This is a genomic window from Cupriavidus pauculus (genome assembly GCF_003854935.1).
GTDB lineage: Bacteria > Pseudomonadota > Gammaproteobacteria > Burkholderiales > Burkholderiaceae > Cupriavidus > Cupriavidus pauculus_C.
In genome coordinates, this window is sequence record NZ_CP033969.1 from 1,044,017 (window position 1) to 1,061,158 (window position 17,142).

The 17,142-nt window shown below is 68.5% G+C and carries 19 protein-coding genes; 8 read left to right on the plus strand and 11 right to left on the minus strand.

From position 1 onward, the window contains the following. Nucleotides 1-3: 3 nt before the first annotated feature. Nucleotides 4-438, minus strand: a complete 435-nt coding sequence (gene gspG / locus EHF44_RS06450; protein ID WP_172966019.1) for a type II secretion system major pseudopilin GspG — start codon at nt 436-438, stop codon at nt 4-6. Between the two features lie 225 nt (nt 439-663). Between gspG and EHF44_RS06455 the strand changes: the two genes are divergently transcribed. The 5 genes from EHF44_RS06455 (at nt 664) to EHF44_RS06475 (ending at nt 4,627) form a co-directional block, all read left to right on the plus strand. Beyond that, complete coding sequence (locus EHF44_RS06455; protein WP_172966020.1) at nt 664-1,119, plus strand: RrF2 family transcriptional regulator; 456 nt, start codon at nt 664-666, stop codon at nt 1,117-1,119. Between the two features lie 94 nt (nt 1,120-1,213). Further along, nucleotides 1,214-2,434: a globin domain-containing protein gene (locus EHF44_RS06460; RefSeq protein ID WP_124682995.1), complete on the plus strand. Its 1,221-nt coding sequence runs from the start codon at nt 1,214-1,216 to the stop codon at nt 2,432-2,434. Between the two features lie 104 nt (nt 2,435-2,538). Beyond that, a complete protein-coding gene (locus tag EHF44_RS06465; protein ID WP_409559010.1) occupies nt 2,539-3,135 on the plus strand; it encodes a type II secretion system protein N in 597 nt (198 codons plus the stop codon). A gap of 175 nt (nt 3,136-3,310) precedes the next feature. Beyond that, entirely contained in the window at nt 3,311-3,925 is a 615-nt protein-coding gene (locus EHF44_RS06470; protein WP_124682996.1) for an EF-hand domain-containing protein, read from the plus strand. Between the two features lie 207 nt (nt 3,926-4,132). Next, the gene (locus tag EHF44_RS06475) at nt 4,133-4,627 is read left to right on the plus strand and encodes an Lrp/AsnC family transcriptional regulator (protein ID WP_124682997.1); all 495 of its coding nucleotides are present in this window, start codon (nt 4,133-4,135) and stop codon (nt 4,625-4,627) included. Nucleotides 4,628-4,703: 76 nt separating this feature from the next. Here the strand turns inward: EHF44_RS06475 and EHF44_RS06480 are convergent, their stop codons facing one another. Next, nucleotides 4,704-5,402: a GNAT family N-acetyltransferase gene (locus EHF44_RS06480; RefSeq protein ID WP_124682998.1), complete on the minus strand. Its 699-nt coding sequence runs from the start codon at nt 5,400-5,402 to the stop codon at nt 4,704-4,706. Nucleotides 5,403-5,746: 344 nt separating this feature from the next. Here EHF44_RS06480 and EHF44_RS06485 point away from each other — a divergent pair, with 344 nt between their 5' ends. Next, nucleotides 5,747-6,334: an NAD(P)H-dependent oxidoreductase gene (locus tag EHF44_RS06485; protein ID WP_124682999.1), complete on the plus strand. Its 588-nt coding sequence runs from the start codon at nt 5,747-5,749 to the stop codon at nt 6,332-6,334. Further along, nucleotides 6,334-8,157: a glutathione-regulated potassium-efflux system protein KefC gene (gene kefC, locus EHF44_RS06490; protein WP_124683000.1), complete on the plus strand. Its 1,824-nt coding sequence runs from the start codon at nt 6,334-6,336 to the stop codon at nt 8,155-8,157. Before EHF44_RS06485 ends, kefC begins: the two co-directional genes overlap by 1 nt. Here the strand turns inward: kefC and EHF44_RS06495 are convergent. The 7 genes from EHF44_RS06495 to paaA form a co-directional block, all read right to left on the minus strand. Then, a complete protein-coding gene (locus EHF44_RS06495; protein ID WP_124683001.1) occupies nt 8,154-8,792 on the minus strand; it encodes a TetR/AcrR family transcriptional regulator in 639 nt (212 codons plus the stop codon). The two genes, kefC and EHF44_RS06495, sit on opposite strands and share 4 nt — an antisense overlap. A gap of 44 nt (nt 8,793-8,836) precedes the next feature. Further along, nucleotides 8,837-9,634, minus strand: coding sequence for a DUF1835 domain-containing protein (locus EHF44_RS06500; RefSeq protein WP_124683002.1), 798 nt, complete (start codon nt 9,632-9,634; stop codon nt 8,837-8,839). Nucleotides 9,635-9,848: 214 nt separating this feature from the next. Further along, nucleotides 9,849-10,943, minus strand: a complete 1,095-nt coding sequence (paaE, locus tag EHF44_RS06505; protein WP_124683003.1) for a 1,2-phenylacetyl-CoA epoxidase subunit PaaE — start codon at nt 10,941-10,943, stop codon at nt 9,849-9,851. A gap of 12 nt (nt 10,944-10,955) precedes the next feature. Then, a complete protein-coding gene (paaD, locus tag EHF44_RS06510) occupies nt 10,956-11,588 on the minus strand; it encodes a 1,2-phenylacetyl-CoA epoxidase subunit PaaD (protein ID WP_437340318.1) in 633 nt (210 codons plus the stop codon). Between the two features lie 13 nt (nt 11,589-11,601). Continuing rightward, nucleotides 11,602-12,453 (minus strand): 1,2-phenylacetyl-CoA epoxidase subunit PaaC, encoded by an 852-nt coding sequence (gene paaC, locus EHF44_RS06515; protein WP_124683004.1) that lies wholly within the window; start codon nt 12,451-12,453, stop codon nt 11,602-11,604. 10 nt (nt 12,454-12,463) lie between these two features. After that, nucleotides 12,464-12,754, minus strand: coding sequence for a 1,2-phenylacetyl-CoA epoxidase subunit PaaB (gene paaB, locus EHF44_RS06520; RefSeq protein ID WP_124683005.1), 291 nt, complete (start codon nt 12,752-12,754; stop codon nt 12,464-12,466). Between the two features lie 22 nt (nt 12,755-12,776). Further along, on the minus strand, nt 12,777-13,796 hold the full coding sequence (gene paaA / locus EHF44_RS06525) for a 1,2-phenylacetyl-CoA epoxidase subunit PaaA (RefSeq protein ID WP_124683006.1): 1,020 nt from the start codon (nt 13,794-13,796) through the stop codon (nt 12,777-12,779). A 207-nt stretch (nt 13,797-14,003) separates the two neighbouring features. Between paaA and EHF44_RS06530 the strand changes: the two genes are divergently transcribed. Next, complete coding sequence (locus tag EHF44_RS06530; RefSeq protein WP_124683007.1) at nt 14,004-14,474, plus strand: universal stress protein; 471 nt, start codon at nt 14,004-14,006, stop codon at nt 14,472-14,474. Nucleotides 14,475-14,531: 57 nt separating this feature from the next. Here EHF44_RS06530 and EHF44_RS06535 read toward each other — a convergent pair whose 3' ends face one another. Next, nucleotides 14,532-14,810, minus strand: a complete 279-nt coding sequence (locus EHF44_RS06535) for a DUF1488 domain-containing protein (RefSeq protein WP_124683008.1) — start codon at nt 14,808-14,810, stop codon at nt 14,532-14,534. Nucleotides 14,811-14,905: 95 nt separating this feature from the next. Further along, nucleotides 14,906-17,014, minus strand: coding sequence for an FUSC family protein (locus tag EHF44_RS06540; protein ID WP_124683009.1), 2,109 nt, complete (start codon nt 17,012-17,014; stop codon nt 14,906-14,908). Nucleotides 17,015-17,142 lie beyond the last annotated feature (128 nt).

Here is a 17,142-nt window from a genome sequence, read left to right on the forward strand (position 1 = left end):
CGCTTATTCCCAGTTGCCGATGTCGGCGTCGTTGCCGCTGCCGCCGGCCTGCCCGTCGGCGGCCAGGCTGAAGACGTCGATCTCGCCGCGCACACCGGGGTTCAGGTACTGGTACGGGTGGCCCCACGGGTCTTTCGGCAGCTTTTCCAGGTAGCCGCCGCCCTTCCAGTTGTTCGGCACCGGCTCGGTGGTGGGCTTGCTGACCAGCGCGGCCAGGCCCTGCTCGGTGGTGGGATAGCGGCCATTGTCCAGGCGGTACAGCTTCAGCGCCTGCATGATCGACGAGATGTCCTGGCGCGCGGCCACGATGCGGGCCTCGTCGGGGCGGCTCATGATCTTCGGCACGACCAGCGCCGCGAGCACGCCCAGGATCACGATCACGACCATGATCTCGATCAGCGTGAAGCCACGGGCGCGGCGGCGGGGAGCGTTCTGCATGGCGGAAGGCTGGAGGACGGTTCTGCGCATCGGTTGGTATGCCTTGATGTCAGGAGTGGACGATATGGTGGGAGAGTATAACCCTCGTCTCATGACCATTTGGTGTGCCGGGAGCGGCGCAGGTGCCGCAATCCGGCCATGGGCGTGCCGGTGCCGCCGCAGCCATGTGCAATTGCAACAAAAATCTTGCATTGCAGATGCACGTTAACTATGATTCCCGTCAAGATGCAACTGACCCGATTCTCCGACTACGCGCTGCGCCTGCTGATGTATGTCTCGCGCGGCGACGGCACCCGGCCCATCACGATCGCCGAGGTAGGCCAGCAATTCGACATTTCGCACAACCACCTTGTCAAGGTGGCGGCGCGGCTGTCGAAGCTGGGCTGGATCTCGGCCACGCGCGGGCGCCATGGCGGCCTGCAGATGGGCCCCGGCGCCGGCAAGCTGTCGATCGGAACGATCCTGCGCGAGCTGGAAGGCCACAAGTCGATCATCGACTGCTCCGAACCCGCGTGCGCGCTGCACGGCAATTGCCGGCTCAAGCGCGCGCTGGACCAGGCGGAGGAGGCGTTCTACCAGGCGCTGGACGGCGTGACGCTGGACGATGTGTCCGGCAACAGCCGCACGGCAGAGTCGATCATCAACCTGCATCGCGATTTCCTGAGCCGGCGCGCGGCTTGAGGACGGGGCAAGACCCCGCCGCAGGCAGCCGCCGGTTTTATTGTGCGAGAAAACATGCATACAAGATGCATGAAATAACAAGGAGTCCTTTCTGATGTTGTCCGCTGCTTCCCGCCCCTATATCGATGCCAGCGTCCCCGTGCTGCGCGAGCACGGCCTTGCCATTACCACCCATTTCTACCGCGAGATGTTCGCGGCCCGGCCCGAGCTGAAGAACCTGTTCAACATGGGCAACCAGGCCAATGGATCGCAGCAGCAGTCGCTGGCGTCGGCCGTGTTCGCCTATGCCGCCAACATCGACCGCGCCGACGTGCTGGCGCCGGTGGTGGAGCGCATCGTCCACAAGCACGTGGCCGTGGGCCTGACGCCGGCGCACTATCCGATCGTCGGCAAGTACCTGCTGGAAGCGATTGCCGCGGTGCTGGGCGCCGCCGCCACGCCGCCGTTGCTGGCCGCCTGGGACGAAGCCTACTGGCTGCTGGCCGGCGAGCTGATCGCGGCCGAGGCGCGGCTCTATGACCGCCACAACGTCAAGGCGGGCGAGCTGCAGCGCGTGCGCGTGGTGCAGCGCGAGGAAGAGGGCGAGCACGTGGTGGCGCTGACGCTGGCTGCGGCCGACGGGTCGCCGCTGCGCGACTTCGCGCCGGGGCAGTACATCAGCGTCGAGGCCGTGCTGGCCGACGGGTACCGCCAGCTTCGCCAGTACTCGTTGTCCGGCGAGCGCGGGCTGCCGACGTGGCGCATTTCGGTCAAGCGCGAGCCCGGCAACGCCGAGACGCCGGCCGGCGCGGTGTCGAACTGGCTGCACGACCATGCCCACGTCGACACCACGCTGAACGTGAGCACGCCGTGGGGCGACTTTGCGCCGGAAATCGACGGACGCCGGCCGATCGTGCTGATGTCGGCCGGTATCGGCGTCACGCCGATGGTGTCGGTGCTGCGCACGCTGGCCCGCGAGAATCCGCATCGGCCGGTACTCTTCGCGCACGCCGCGCGCCACGGCCAGCACCATGCGCATCGGGGCGACGTGGCCTGGGCCCGCGCGCGGATGCCCAACCTGCGTACCCACATCAGCTACGAGGCGCCGCTGGCGGCCGATGTCGCCGGTGCCGACTACGACCACGCCGGGACCATGCCGATCGCGTCGCTGCTGCAGGCTCAGGAAACGTCGGCGTTCAACGATGCCCGCTTCTACCTGTGCGGCCCGCTGGGGTTCATGCAGGCCCAGCGCCATGCGCTGATCGGCGCCGGCATTCCCGTGGGCCATATCCACCGTGAAGTGTTCGGCCCGGACCTGCTCGACGATCTGCTCTGAGCTGGCCCCGCGCCGGCCGGGCGGCGCAGCACGACTGACAGACAATCGTCGCATCCGTCTGGTACGCTTGGCGGTCTCCTGCTTCCGCCGCCCGGCGTACGTTCGTGCCCACTCTCACCCGGCCTGCCTTCCGTCTTGACCTGACCGCCCTCTGGCTGCCGCGCGCAGCCAGTCTGTTGTTGTTTGTTGCACTGTGCGCGCTGGTGACGCATTGGGTGCTGGGCTTCGGCGCGATGCGGACGATTCCCGTACCCGAATCGGCGCGCGTGGCGCAGACCGAAGCCGTGGAGACCGGCGCCACAGCTACGCTGTTCGGCGGCAGCGCCCAGCCGGGCGTGCGCGACGTGCAGGTGATTGGCGTGGTGGCGACCGTCAGCGGCGCCGGCCCGGCCGCGGCGATCGTGTCGCTCGATGGCGGCCCGCCGAAGGCCGTGCGCGTCGGCGCCACGCTGTCGCCGCAGATCCAACTGGTGGAAATCCACGGCCGCACGGTCGTGATCGAACGCAATGGCGTGCGTCAGGAAATCGCGCTGCCGCTGCAGAACGCGGCGGCGGGCGGGCCTGGCAGTCTGCCGGCCCCGCCGCCGGCCGGCGCGGCCGCGCCGCTGTCGACGCCCATGCCGGCGCCGGTGCTGGCTGCGCCGCCAGCGCAGGAGCCTCACGCGGGCGGATCGGGCGAGAACCAGATTCCGCGCGACTGATCCAATCGTAAAAATCCGCGTTTCAAAGCGTTGCGCAATATTTGACTGTCTTACGTGTGTTCAGCGCGGGAGTCGAATCTGTGAGCCCCGTAACAACGTATTAAAAATGCCAACTCTGACGGGGGCGCTGCGTTCTAATCCGTACATGCCCAACGTCATGAAAAGGAGCACGGACATGCAACGCACCCAAAAGACGCACATCCTCAAGAGCTTTGTCGTGGCCTCGGCCATGGTCGTCGCGGCCGGCGCCGCCTTCGCCCAGACCAGCCCGGCCCCCGCACCGGCCGCGCCCGGCGCCACGCAGGGCGATACCGCCCCGCACCACCGCATGGGCGGTCCCGGCGAGCACGGCCACCATGGCGGCGGCAAGATGTGGATGAAGTCGGTGGACACCGACGGCGATGGCGCCATCTCGAAGGCCGAAGCCGACGCTCTGTTCAACAAGATCGACACCAACCGCGACGGCAAGCTGGACAAGTCGGAAATGGCGGCCTACCGCAAGACGCAGTGGGAACAGCGCCGGTCCAAGATGAAGGCCGAGTTCGACGCCAAGTTCAAGGCGGCCGACAAGAACAACGACGGCGCGCTGACCCGCGACGAGTTCAAGACGGCCTTCCCGCGCATGGCCAACCGGTTCGACAAGCTTGACGCCAACCGCGACGGCAAGGTGACGATGGCCGAGATCCAGTCCGACATGCAGAAGATGCACAAGGACCGGATGGACCGCATGGAACGTCGCGGCCCGGGCGGTGCCTCGGCGCCGGCGGTCCCGTCGACCAGCGGCAACTAAGCCGGCGCGCAAGCGCTCACGAACGCGGCCTCCGGGCCGCGTTTTTTCGTTGGCTGGCACCATCCTTGCCTCTTTGCACGTGATGCATGCGCCCGCCGCATATGCCCACCGTACTTGTCCTTACATGAAATAAATTGCGGACTTGTGCACGACTTGCTAAATTTGCGCAAAAAAATTGCCGACAAACATATTGCGGAGCAACAAAACGTGAGCAAGGTGGAGCTGGACAAAATCGACCGGAAAATACTGGAGGTCCTGCAGACCAATGGGAGGCTGACGAATCTGGAAGTGGCCGAGCGCGTGAACCTGTCGCCCAGCCCCTGCCTGCGCCGTATCCGCCGGCTGGAGGAAATCGGCGTGATTCGCCAGTACGCCGCGCTGCTGGAGCCGAACAAGATCGGCCTCGGGCTGCTCGCCTATATCAACGTCCGGCTGGAAAAGCAGGGCGGCACGCCCAAGGGCAAGGCGCCGCTGGACCTGTTCCGCGCCGCGATCCAGAACTGGCCCGAAGTGGCCGCCTGCCACGCCATGACCGGCGAGATGGACCTGCTGCTGAAGGTCTATGTGGAAGACATGGAGCACTTTGCGCGATTCATGCAGGAGCAGCTGCTGGCGCATCCGTCGGTGATCGACGTGCGGTCGAGCTTCGCGCTGGAGTCGATCAAGGACACCACGGCCCTGCCGGTGGCCGGCGCCGCCTGACGTCCCGCGCACCAAACGAAAAACGGCGCACCGTGATGGTGCGCCGTTTTGCATGGTGCGGCTGGCCGGCGGGCGGTCAGGCGGTGCCCTTCTGCGGCACCAGCGAGCGCCAGAAGCGCAGGCCGAAGCGGCGGGCATCGCGCAGGTTGCGGCGGACCAGGTAGTCTAGGTCGGCCACCTGCTCGTCGATGGCTTCGGTCAGGCGGCTCACGGTGTCGGCGGGCGGCAGTTCCAGGTAGGCATCGGCCTCGCCGTAGGCGTACTGGACCTTCATGCCGGCCTTCTTGGCGATGTGCATCATCGCCGCGTTGCGCGACAGGCAGTGCATGTAGAGCGTGCGGACATGGGTGTTGCGGCCGTGCATGGCGGCGCGCTGGAACAGGGCGCTGCCGATGCCGCGCCCGCGGGCGCTCTTCGAGACCGACACGCCAAACTCCGCCACGCGGCCCTGCGCGTTGTCGCGCAGGTTGGCAAAGTGGCCCACGCCCACCAGTTCCAGGTGTTCGTCATAGACGCCGAACACTGAGTCATGGTCGAAGTCGATGCTCTCGACGTAGGCTTCGATCACGTGGTTGCCAACGGACTGGCCAAAACGGAGCAGGCGATCTTCCTCGCCCAGGGCGAGAAAATGCTTCTGCAGGCGCGAGCGATGATGGGCCGCGAGTTCCCGCACCAGGGTGGTGGGGCGCTGGCTGGCCTGGCTCGCCTCGGCTGCGCGGCGAAGATCTTCGTCGGTGACAGCGCCGACGGCCTTGCTCAGTTCGAGCGGGTTCACTTTGGTTTCCTTCTTCCGGGATCGGTATAAAAATAGCACCGGCGCGGTGTCTGCCTGCTCGTTTTCGGACGATGCGGCATTTGTGATGCAAAATGCCGGATTCGGGCAAACACTAGGTTGCTGCGATGCGAAAAGTATTGTAGTGGAATTGTCAGCCTGGCGTAAGCTTCAGAACCGTCCGTCTGCGGCCAGAAAGTGCCGCATATCAAAAAGAACCGAATAATCATGGACTTGCCGGCGCGGCCGGGCCGCTATTGGGGCGGGTGTTGTGGATATGCTGCAACGCCGCACCGGCCCGGCCCGCCGCCGGCATCGGTCCGACCGGCCAGGAATCCCCGCCCTCGATGAACGAGCCACCCATTGTTGTGATCTATGCGCATCCCGCGCCCCGCCGCTCCCGCGTCAACCACCCGCTGGCCGAGGCGCTGGCGGAACTCCCCCATGTCGAGGTGCGCGAGCTGTACCGGCGCTATGTCGACTACGACATCGACGTCGTGGCCGAGCAGCGCCTGCTGTCGACGGCCGAGACGGTCGTGCTGCTGTTTCCGGTGCGCTGGTACAGCGTGCCGGCGCTGCTGAAGCTCTGGCTCGACGACGTGCTGGAGATGGGCTGGGCCTACGGCCCCGGTGGCACCGCGCTGCGTGGCAAGTCGATGCTGGCCGTGGTCAGCACGGGCGGCCATGCCGATGCCTACGGCCCGGACGGCACCCACGGCCATCCGATTGGCGATTTCCTGCTGCCGCTGGAACAGACCGCGCTGCTGTGCGGCATGACGTGGATGCCGCCCATCGTGCTGCATGACGCCGACCGTGCCGATACCGACGCCGTCGCGCTCCATATCGAACACGTCGCGCGCCATCTGGCCGCGCCGCCGCTGCCGCCCGGCGTGCAGGACTTTCCGGAAACGGAAGCCACCGGGGAGGGCGCCTGATGAACCAGCATGACTTTCTGATCGCGCTGCTGGTGTTCCTGGTGGCCGCCGTGGTGGCCGTGCCGGTGGCACGCCGCTTCCAGCTTGGTGCCGTGCTGGGCTACCTGATTGCCGGCGCGGCCATCGGGCCGTTCGCGCTGCGGCTGGTGACCAATGTCGAGTCGATCCTCCATTTCTCGGAGTTCGGCGTCGTGCTGATGATGTTCGTGATCGGCCTGGAACTGGAGCCGCGCAAGCTCAAGGCGCTCAAGCGCAGCATCTTCGGGTATGGGTCGGTGCAAATGGCCGCCTGCGCGCTGGCCATCGGGGCGGTGGCGGCGGCCTTCGGCGCGCCGTGGCAGGTGGCGATCGTGGCGGGCCTGGGCCTGGCGCTGTCGTCCACGGCCATCGCGTTCGCCACGCTGGCCGAACGCAACCTGATGAACACGGGCGCCGGGGCGGCCAGCTTCGGCATCCTGCTGTTCCAGGACATTGCCGCCATTCCGATGATCGCGCTGCTGCCGCTGCTGGCGGCCGACGCGGGCGGCGCGGCCACCGCGCACGGCCCGGAGAACTGGCAGACGGCCGCCAAGGCCGTGGCCGTGATCGGCGCCGTGGTGGTGGGCGGGCGCTACCTGGTGCGGCCGGCGCTGCGGATCATCGCCCGGACCGGCATGCGCGAGATGTTCACCGCGTTCGCGCTGCTGCTGGTGGTAGGCATCGCGCTGATGATGGACGCGGTGGGGCTGTCGATGGCGCTCGGCACGTTCGTGGCCGGCGTGCTGCTGGCCGATTCGGAATACCGCCACGCGCTGGAGGCCGACATCGAGCCTTTCAAGGGGCTGCTGCTCGGGCTGTTCTTCATGGCCGTGGGCATGTCGATCGACTTCGCCATCCTGGCGCAGTCGCCGGGCAAGGTGGTGGGCTTCGTGGTGGCGTTCGTGCTGGTCAAGACGGCGGTGCTGACGATGCTGGCGCGGCGCTTTGGCGTGTCGCGCGGGCAGTGGTTGCTGTTCGGGCTGCTGATCTCGCAGGGCGGCGAGTTCGCGTTCGTGGTGTTTGCCGAGGCCCGCACGGTCGGCCTGCTGCCCAAGGACACCGAGGCGCTGCTGGTGCTGATCGTGGCGTTGTCGATGGTGGCCACGCCGCTGCTGCTGCTGATGTTCGACAAGCTGCTGGCACCGCGCCTGAACGCGATGTCGCAGCAGCCCGACGACGAGATCACCAATCATCACAATCCGGTGATCATCGCCGGCTTCGGCCGCTTCGGCCAGATCATCGGCCGGTTGCTGTACGCGCAGGGCGTGGGCGTGACGGTGCTGGACCACGATCCCGACCAGATCGAGTTCCTGCGCCAGTACGGCTTCAAGATCTTCTATGGCGATGCCACGCGGATGGACCTGCTGGAGGCCGCCGGCGCCGGCGAGGCGCGCATCCTGATCGTGGCAATTGAGGACCTGGACGACAACCTGGCCCTGATCGACAAGGTGCGCCACCGCTGGCCGGAACTGCGGATCTACACGCGGGCGCGGCACGTCTCGCACGTCTACCAGCTCATGGACCGCGGCATCGACGCCAGCAGCTACGAGCGCGAGATGTTCGAGGGTTCGGTGGCGCTGGGCCGCAAGGTGCTGGAAGGGCTGGGTTTCGACCCCGTGGAGGCGCGCGGCGTGGCGCTGCGCTTCCGGCGCCACAACATCCAGGCCATCGAGCGCTTCTACCCGTACTACAAGGACCAGAAGAAGCTGGTGTCGATGGCCAAGCAGGCGCGCGACGAGCTGGAGGAAATGTTCCGCCAGGACCGCGAGCAGCGCCGCAAGCAGGAAGAGGCCGAGTGGTCCTAGCGGGCCGGGCGGCCGGCCGCGGCCAGCGGGGCCGCGCCGGGTGCCAGGCCGTTTTCGAGCAGGCCGACCACCATTTCGGCAAAGCCCGCGTACGATAGCCGGCCGCCGGGCTTGAGCCACGTGAAGGTCCAGTTGATCATGCCGAAGACGGTCATGGTCAGGGCGGTCTGGTTGTCGGCGGTCACCCGCTCGGGGTAGGCCCGCTGCAGCAGCCGCGCAAAGGCGGCGACGACGTCGCGCTCGCGCTGCAGGATCTGGTTGCGCTGGGCTTCGGCCAGGAACTTCACGTCGTTGATCAGCGCGATATGGCGGGTTTGCGACGTCTCATACTCGGCCAGGAAGGCCCGCAGCAGTTCGGCAAAGGTCTCGCGGTGGCTGCGGCCGTGGCGCTCGCCGTCGCGCTCCACATCCGTGACGATCTGCATCAGCTGGCCCGTGTAGCGGTCCAGCAGGTCGAACAGGATTGCTTCCTTGCTCTCGTAGTAGTGGTAGAGCCGCGCCTTCGAGGTGCCGCAGGCGGCGGCCAGGTCGGCCATCGACGTGCTCGGATAGCTCGTGGCCGCAAAGGCTGTCGCCGCCAGGTCCAGGATCTGCTCGCGTTGCGCCTCGAAATCGGGCGCCTTGGTTCTTGCCATAGGGGTCGGATCGATCCGCCTGTTGTGCTGTTATCGGTACGGCGTCAATCGGCGCTGCTGGCGGCGTGGTGGCGGCGGAGTTCGCAGGAATCCAGGCTTTCGGGGTTGCCGCGCAACTGCAGTTGGCCGGTGCTGACCAGTTCGCGGCAGCGCCAGAACACGAACCAGTCGCTGGCCAGCAGGCCCTCGATGGCGCCCATGACGCTGCCGACGACCTGCGCGGCGGGCGTCCACTCGGCCGGGGCGCGGTCCTGGATCACGTCGTCGACGTTGTGATAGGCGGCCGGCACCAGCGTATTGCCCTTCCAGAGCCGCACGTCGGCGTTTTCCTTGACGTTCTGCTGCCACTCGTAGCCCAGCCGGCCCAGGCGCAGCACCGATACCGGCGCGATGGTCGAGAACCGCCGCGCCAGGCGGGCCGCCGGGTACATGCCGATGGCCGTCAAGCTGCCGTGGGCCGGGGTTTCCAGTTCGCGCAGGTCCATGGCCACCTCGTTGATGCGTTGCGGCGCCTGGTAGAGGTGGAAGACCACCCGGCGCAGCATCAACTGGTCGGACGCGCTCTGGCCGTGCCAGATCGCCACCTCCATGTTGTCGCGCCGAAGCTGCTGGAGCTGGTCCAGCGCCTGGCGCATCTCGGCGGCGAAGTCGATGTCGGTGTGCGGGGCCACCCGCTGCCAGAAGCCGGAGCGGATCAGGCCGGTACTGTCGACGTCGGCGATCGGGCCCACGGCCAGGTCGTCGCGCAGGACGACCACCGGGTCGGGGCGGGCGGCCTGGGCCAGTGCCTGGCGCAGCGTATTGCCCGCGACATCGCCGTTGACGACATGAATGTATTGCATGACCGTGATTGTATAGGGTGCGACGGGCTCCGGGCCTCCGGCCGCGCCCGCCGGACCGGCCGGCGAACGGCGCCACGTCGGGCGATGCGACGCATGAAGCGTGTTCCGCCATTGTAATCACGGCCCGCGGTGTGACGGACATCGGCGGCCGTCTGACATGTGGGATTCCCGCCATAGCCCGGGCCCCCCTTGACACCGGCCGGGCGTCACCGTGTCACCGTTCGTCGTAGCTGACCACCACGCGCGGGGTCAGCGCGCGGGCCTGGCACGTCAGCACGAAGCCCTTTTCCATCTCCCACGGCTCCAGCGTGTAGTTTTTCTCCATCTCGACCTGGCCCTCCAGCACCTTGGCCCGGCAGGTACAGCAGACGCCGCCCTTGCACGCATAGGGCAGGTCCAGCCCGGCGGCCAGCGCGGTGTCCAGTACATTTGCGTCTTCCAGCGGCAGGCGCATGCTGTGCTGCTTGCCGTCGAGCACGACCACCAGTTCGGCCGTGCCGGCGTGGCTGGCATGGGCGGCCGATGCGGCCGGGGCAGGGCGCCGGGGCGCCAGCGGCACGCCAAAGCGCTCGGCGTGGATCTTGTGCGGGTCAAGCCCGGCGGCCTTGAGCGCCGCCTCCACCTCGTCGATCATCGACGCGGGGCCGCAGACGAACGCGGCGTCGATGTCATCGACGGGCAGCAGCGTTTCCAGGAAGGCGGTCACGCGCGGGCCGTCCAGCCGGCCGTGCAGCAGGTCTACCTCCTGCGGCTGGCGCGACAGCACGTGGTACAGCGTGAAGCGCGACAGGTACTGGTTCTTCAGGTCCTCCAGCGCTTCGGAGAAGATGATCGTGTCGACGCTGCGGTTGCCGTAGATCAAGGTGAAACGGCTCTCGGGCTCCACGGCCAGCGTGGTGCGGATCAGCGACAGCACCGGCGTGATGCCGCTGCCCGCCGCGAAGGCCACGTAGTGGCGCGCCGCCCCGGCATCGAGCGGCACGTGGAAGCGGCCGTCCGGCGTCATCACGTCGAGGGTCTGGCCCGCCGCCACGGTGTCGTGCAGCCACGTGGAGAAGACGCCGTCGTCCACCAGCTTGACGGCCACGCGCAGCTCGCCGCGCTCGTCGTAGTCCTGCACGCCGCAGCAGATCGAATAGGAGCGGCGCACGTCCGTGCCGTCGACCGGCGCCCGGAGCGTCAGGAACTGGCCCTGGGTGAAGCGGTAGGCATCGCGCAGGTCGGGCGGCACGTCGAAGGCGATCGAAACCGTGTCCGACGTCTCCGGGCGGACCTGCGCCACGCGCAGCGGATGGAACTGGGGAGTCATGGCCGGCGGTGCTCAGTAGGGTTTGAAGTAGTCGAACGGCTCGCGGCAGTCCAGGCAGCGGTACAGCGCCTTGCAGGCCGTGGACGCGAAGCGGGACACTTCCTGCGTGTGCCGGCTGCCGCAGTGAGGGCAGGCGATGGCCACCGGCTGCGCGGCGCGCGGGACGAAGCGCAGCGGCTGCGCGGCCCCCGGTCGCGACGGGCCCGGCGCGCACTGCCCGGGCGGCGCGATGCCGTAGGCGCGCAGGCTGGCGCGGCCGGCTTCGGTGATCCAGTCGGTGGTCCAGGCCGGGGCCAGCACGGTGCGCACGCGCCACGGCCCCAGGCCGGCGGCTTGCAGCGCGCGGCCGACGTCTTCCTCGATCTGGGACATCGCCGGGCAGCCCGAATAGGTGGGCGTGATCACGGCCTCGATGGTCGTGCCGTCGTCGGCCAGCGCCACGTCGCGCAGGATGCCGAGGTCGCGGATCGACACCACGGGGATTTCCGGGTCCGGCACGGCCTCCAGCGCCGCCCAGGCCCGCGCCAGACGGTCGTCGGCCGTACCCGGCGCTGCGCTGGCCGGGGCGGCATCGAACACGGGCGCGAACGGCGAGATGGCGGGCGGCGTCATCGGCAAGGCTGGCGGCGAGGCAGGGCGCTGCATGGCGGGCTCCCGCTTACCACTGCGCGCCCGGATGGGCCCGCGCCAGCCCCTGCAGTTCGGCCAGCAGGTAGCTCATGTGTTCGGAATGCACGCCGTGCTTGCCGGTGGAAACAAAGTCCGACGCGGCCGGACGGCGCAGCGTGGCGTCGTCGAGCACGGCGGTCACCGTGGCGTCCCACGCCTCGCGCAGGTCGGCCGTCAGCAAGCCCACGCCCTGCGCGGCGGCTTCCTGCTCCACGGCATCGACGGCGAAGCACTCGTTCATGTACGGCAGCAGGTGGTCCAGCGCACGCTGCATGCGGTCGTGCGAAGCCGCCGTGCCATCGCCCAGCCGCACCATCCAGTCGGCCGCATGGTGCAGGTGGTAGCGCACCTCCTTGGCCGACTTGGCCGCGATGGCCGCCAGGTCGGCGTCGCGGCTGGCTTCCAGCGCCGGCCAGAGCTCGGCCATCAGCGCGCTGTAGAGGAAGTTGCGCGTGATGGTGACCGCGTAGTCGCGGTCGGCGCGCGCGGTGCCGGCCAGTGGGCCGTGGTGTGGCAGTTCCTGCAGCGTCCAGTTGCGGAAGTCGGACTCGCGGCGCCAGTAGGCGTAGTCGTCCTCGTGGCGCGCGCGGCCGGTCAGGCGGCCTTCCAGCACGCCGGCGTGGCTGTAGAGCAGGCGGGCCTGGCCGATCAGGTCCAGGCTGATGTTGGCCAGCGCGATGTCTTCTTCCAGCACCGGGCCGTGGCCGCACCATTCGGCGTTGCGCTGGCCCAGGACCAGCGCGTTGTCGGCCAGGCGCAGCACGTACTGCAGCGGCGCGGTCTGCGCCAGGGGCAGGCGCGCCAGGGCGGCGGCGCCGTCGTTGACCAGGGTTTGCGTCATGGGGCCGGCCTTACATGTGGTTCACTTCGTCGGGCAACTGGTAGAACGTGGGGTGGCGGTAGATCTTGTCGGCGGCCGGGTCGAAAAGCTCGGCTTTCTCGGCCGGCGCACTGGCCGTGATGGCCGACGACGGCACCACCCAGATCGACACGCCTTCCTGCCGGCGCGTGTAGACGTCGCGCGCCATGTGCAGCGCCTGCTGCGCGTCGGCGGCGTGCAGGCTGCCGCAATGCTTGTGTTCCAGGCCCTGCTTGCTGCGGACAAAGACTTCCCACAGCGGCCATTCCTTCTGTTGTGTCATGGTGGTCTCCTTGGCCGGCGCGTCAGGCGGCCTGGGCGGTCTGGCCGGCGATGGCGCGCCGGGCGCGCTTTTCGGCATGGGCCAGCGCGGCTTCGCGCACCCACGCGCCGTCCTGGTGCGCCTTGACGCGCGTGGCCAGCCGCTCGCGGTTGCACGGGCCGTCGCCGTTGATCACGCGCCAGAATTCGTCCCAGTCGAGCGGGCTGTAGTCGTAGTGGGCGCGGTCGGCATTCCAGACCAGGCCGGGGTCGGGCAGCGTCACGCCGAGCACCTTGGCCTGCTCCACCGTGGCGTCGACAAACTTCTGCCGCAGGTCGTCGTTCGAGATCCGCTTGATGCCCCAGGCCATCGTCTGGGCGCTGTTGGTGGAGGCGGCGTCGGGCGGGCCGAACATCATCAGCACCGGAAACCACCAGCGGTCCACGGCGTCCTGCACCATGGCGCGCTGGGCCTCGGTGCCGCGCATCATCGCCAGCAGCGCGTCAAAGCCCTGGCGCTGGTGGAACGATTCCTCCTTGCAGATGCGGATCATCGCCCGCGCGTACGGCCCGTACGAGCAGCGGCACAGCGGAATCTGGTTCATGATCGCCGCGCCATCCACCAGCCAGCCGATCACGCCGACATCGGCCCAGGTGAGCGTGGGGTAGTTGAAGATCGACGAATACTTGGCGCGGCCGGTGTGCAGCGCATCGACCAGGTCGTCGCGCGAGGCGTTCAGCGTCTCGGCCGCGCTATATAGATAGAGGCCGTGGCCGGCTTCGTCCTGCACCTTGGCCAGCAGGATGGCCTTGCGCTTGAGCGACGGCGCGCGGCTGATCCAGTTGCCTTCCGGCTGCATGCCGATGATCTCGGAATGCGCGTGCTGCGAGATCTGGCGCACCAGCGTTTTCCGGTACGCCTCGGGCATCCAGTCCATCGGCTCGATCTTGCCGTCCTCGGCCATGCGGGCGTCGAAGGCGGCCTGTCTGGCGCCAGCGTCGGCATGCGGCGCGTCGGGCGCCGGCTGGGGCTGGCCGGGGAGGTCGAGGCTCTGTGTGTACATCGCGTCTCCTTGACTCGTCTTTGGCGGGGGCCGATCGCTGATTGGTATGGGTAGTGGGATCGGGCAGTCTGGCTACTATATAGATAAACCGACCGGTCGGTCAATTTAAGGTTTGTACGATGGACAGGCGCGACAAAACCTGATCAACACGTGAGGCCGGCGCCACGTGTAGTATCGAACTTCATCTTCTTCACGGAGGGCATGACGATGTCTGGCAAGGCTTACAGCAAGATCGCGGTGGCAGTGGACGGCAGCAGCACGTCCGACCTGGCGCTGCAAGAGGCGATTCGCGTGGCCAGCGGGGGCGGCGGTACGATCCTGGCGCTCTACGTGGTCGACAACGGCGTCATGCTGTTCGATGCCGGTTTCTACGACCCGACGCAGATCGAACGGGCCTACGTGGACAGCGGCAAGAAGGCGCTGGAATCGGCCGGGCAACTGCTGGGCAACGCGGGCGTGGCATTCGAGACGCGGCTCGTGACGGAGCCGGCCGTCATTGGCGATATCGCCGGGTCGATCAACGCGGCCGCCAGCGAATGGGGCGCCGACCTGCTGGTGATCGGTACCCATGGCCGACGCGGCGTGCGCCGGCTGGTGCTGGGCAGCGTGGCCGAGGCCGTGATTCGGCAATCGACCATGCCGGTGCTGCTGGTACGCGGCGAGGCAGCGGCCGACTGACGGCGTCGCGCCACCGCGCGGCGGGCGGCCGGGGGTCAGGCTGCCATTAGCCAGCCATCATCCGGCAAAGCGGAAATGTCCGCCGCGCAGCACGATCTCGCGTGCCTCGGTCAGCTCGAATAGCGTTTCGGCCAGTTGCTCGATCCGCTTGCGGTTGGTCGTGAACGCCCGCACAAGATCCTCCTCGCGTGGCGATTGCGCCCCGCAATAGGCTTCCAGCGCCTCCGCCGTGACCGAATATTGCGACCAGTTGCCGTTGACCGTGGCGGGACAGGACAGCGTCAGGCTGGCCCCGCAGTAGGTGGGAACGCTGGTGGGAAAGGTGATATCGGCCATGGCATACCTCGTCTTGCCGGGAACGGGGAAACCGCGAATATCCTTTCAATATAGGCAATTACCGATGCCTGGCAAGCCGCGCACCGGGTGCTGGATCAACCTGCGGCGGCGCCGGGCAGGCGCACGCGCCGCGCCATGGCCTGCTCGGCCGCCAGCCGGCGCAGGCGGGCGACGGTGTCGTGGGCGGCGTCGATATGGCCGTCCGCATAGGTGCACTGCTCGGCCAGGAACTGTTCGAACAACGGGTCGGACGGCGTCAGCGGCATCCGGCGCGCCGGCGCCACGGCAGCGCTGACGCCGGTGCGGCCCGGCCGCACGGCCACTTCGGCCAGCCGGGTTTCCAGATCGGACAGCAGGGTCTGGATGGCCGGCCCCGGCAGCGCGTGGGGCTCGCCCGATTCGGCGCCCGCCCGGACCAGCCCGGCCAGCGACGCCATGCGCCGGGCCGTGGCATGCAGCGCCACGTGGGCGGCGCCCAACTGCGCGTCGAGATCGCCGGCGCACTGTGCCAGCGTCTCCTCGGCCCGCGTCGACGCCCGGCCGGCCGCCACGCGCAGCGCCTCCAGCCGCATCCGGGCCGGCGTGACGGTCCGCGCGCTGCTGATGGCGGCGCGCAGATAGACCGCGTTGACCGACAGCGCATCGAGCGTGTGCCGATAGGCGCGCGACAGCTCCGCGCGCGGCGCCAGCACGTAATAGCTCGCCAGCGCGATCAGGCAGCCAATGGCCGTATCCACGCCGCGCAGCGCCGCCACATGGCTGCTGCTGGACGCCGGCTCGCCGAGCCAGGAAAACAGGATGACCGCCGGCGTCAGGCAGAACGCAAAGCCGCCCGCGCTGCCGGCCAGCCGCAGCGCGTAGGCGGCGGCCAGCCCCAGCGCGCTGAGTCCCAGGGCCAGCACCGGGCTGGGATGGGCCAGCCCCACCGCGCACGCCAGCAGCGCGCCGGCCAGCGACCCGGCAAAGCGCTGGAACGAGATCTGGCGCGTGGTCTGCAGGCGCGGACTCAACACCATGATCACGGTGACGGCGACCCAGTAGCCATGGTCGACCTGCAGCAACTGCGATGGCAGCAGGCTCAAGGCCCCGGCGAACGCCATGCGCAGCGCGTGCCGCGTGACCCGCGCATCGCGGGCGGCAATGTCGGCCAGCGCCTGACCGATCCGGTCGACGACGGTGGCCAGGCCGGCCTTCGGCCATGCGAAGGTGTCGCGCCAGCGATCGAACGGCGGATGCTGGGCCAGCGCGGCCAGCGCCGACTGGTACGCCGGCGGGGCGCCGGCATTGGCACGCTGTCCGATCAGGCGGCGCACATCGCGGTCGAGCATGGCGCTCAGCGCGGGCAGATCCGGGGCATGGCGGGCCAGCGCCTGCCGTACCTGCTCCTGCGTATCGGCCAGGCACCGCGCGGCGTAGGCCAGCGGCAGCGCGTGGTTATCTCCGGCCCGCTCGCGCAGCTCGCCGGCGACGATCAGCAGCGCGAACATCGCGTCGGCCACGGCCAGCGAGTAGGCGTAGTGGAGCATGCCGACCGGATCGACAAGGCCACGCCGCGCCGCCACTGCGGCGCGCCCGGCTTCAATTCGCTCGCGGATTTCCTTCTTGTGCGGGGCCGTGTCGCCGGGCGTGGGCGCCGCCAGGCAATCGGCAAAGCGCTGCAGGGCGTCGTAGACCGCGATGATTTCGGGGCGCGGGCGCGCATCGCGCTGCGACGGCACCAGCACCAGGCACATCAGGCAGGCAAAGACGCCGCCGCGCAGGTAATCGACGGCCGCCGCGCCGGCATGGGCCAGCACGGCGGCATCGCCTACCGGCTGCAGGCAGGCGGCGATCAGCACCACATAGAGCAGCTTGAACCACAGCGCGGCGGCCGGGCCGCGCAATTCGGCCAGCCCGGCGATGACGCCCGCGGCGATCACCACGGCGAGCGCCGCAAGCGGCGAATGCGCCAGGCTGGCACCAATCAGGCTGGCCGCCGCCCCGCCGATGCCGACCGCGCCGAGGCCACGGATGCGGGAAGCCGCGGTGCCCTGGCGGTCGGCCAGGCAGGTCCAGATCGAAGCGGTGGCCGACCACAGGTAACCCTGGTCGCCCGTGAGCCACCCGATGCCGGCCAGGGCGAAGAACGACAGCGCATAGACGACGCCGCGCTGGACAAACGCGGCGTCAAGCCAGAACGAGGGAAGGCGCAGGGGGCGGCGCATGGGCGGAAAGAAGCAGGATGTCTCAGGGTGAGTACCGACCCCACTCTACGGACACTATTGCTGCGTCGCAACATTTCCATGGAATCACGGCGTTTTGCGCGTCGCTTGTGCTCGGTTGCACCAGTTTG

Coding starts and splice junctions, on each gene's coding strand:
- gspG (WP_172966019.1), bottom strand. CDS start 438: ATGCAGAACGCTCCCCGCCGCCGCGCCCGTGGCTTCACGCTGATCGAG.
- EHF44_RS06455 (WP_172966020.1), top strand. CDS start 664: ATGCAACTGACCCGATTCTCCGACTACGCGCTGCGCCTGCTGATGTAT.
- EHF44_RS06460 (WP_124682995.1), top strand. CDS start 1,214: ATGTTGTCCGCTGCTTCCCGCCCCTATATCGATGCCAGCGTCCCCGTG.
- EHF44_RS06470 (WP_124682996.1), top strand. CDS start 3,311: ATGCAACGCACCCAAAAGACGCACATCCTCAAGAGCTTTGTCGTGGCC.
- EHF44_RS06485 (WP_124682999.1), top strand. CDS start 5,747: ATGAACGAGCCACCCATTGTTGTGATCTATGCGCATCCCGCGCCCCGC.
- kefC (WP_124683000.1), top strand. CDS start 6,334: ATGAACCAGCATGACTTTCTGATCGCGCTGCTGGTGTTCCTGGTGGCC.
- EHF44_RS06495 (WP_124683001.1), bottom strand. CDS start 8,792: ATGGCAAGAACCAAGGCGCCCGATTTCGAGGCGCAACGCGAGCAGATC.
- EHF44_RS06500 (WP_124683002.1), bottom strand. CDS start 9,634: ATGCAATACATTCATGTCGTCAACGGCGATGTCGCGGGCAATACGCTG.
- paaE (WP_124683003.1), bottom strand. CDS start 10,943: ATGACTCCCCAGTTCCATCCGCTGCGCGTGGCGCAGGTCCGCCCGGAG.
- paaD (WP_437340318.1), bottom strand. CDS start 11,588: ATGCAGCGCCCTGCCTCGCCGCCAGCCTTGCCGATGACGCCGCCCGCC.
- paaC (WP_124683004.1), bottom strand. CDS start 12,453: ATGACGCAAACCCTGGTCAACGACGGCGCCGCCGCCCTGGCGCGCCTG.
- paaB (WP_124683005.1), bottom strand. CDS start 12,754: ATGACACAACAGAAGGAATGGCCGCTGTGGGAAGTCTTTGTCCGCAGC.
- paaA (WP_124683006.1), bottom strand. CDS start 13,796: ATGTACACACAGAGCCTCGACCTCCCCGGCCAGCCCCAGCCGGCGCCC.
- EHF44_RS06530 (WP_124683007.1), top strand. CDS start 14,004: ATGTCTGGCAAGGCTTACAGCAAGATCGCGGTGGCAGTGGACGGCAGC.
- EHF44_RS06535 (WP_124683008.1), bottom strand. CDS start 14,810: ATGGCCGATATCACCTTTCCCACCAGCGTTCCCACCTACTGCGGGGCC.
- EHF44_RS06540 (WP_124683009.1), bottom strand. CDS start 17,014: ATGCGCCGCCCCCTGCGCCTTCCCTCGTTCTGGCTTGACGCCGCGTTT.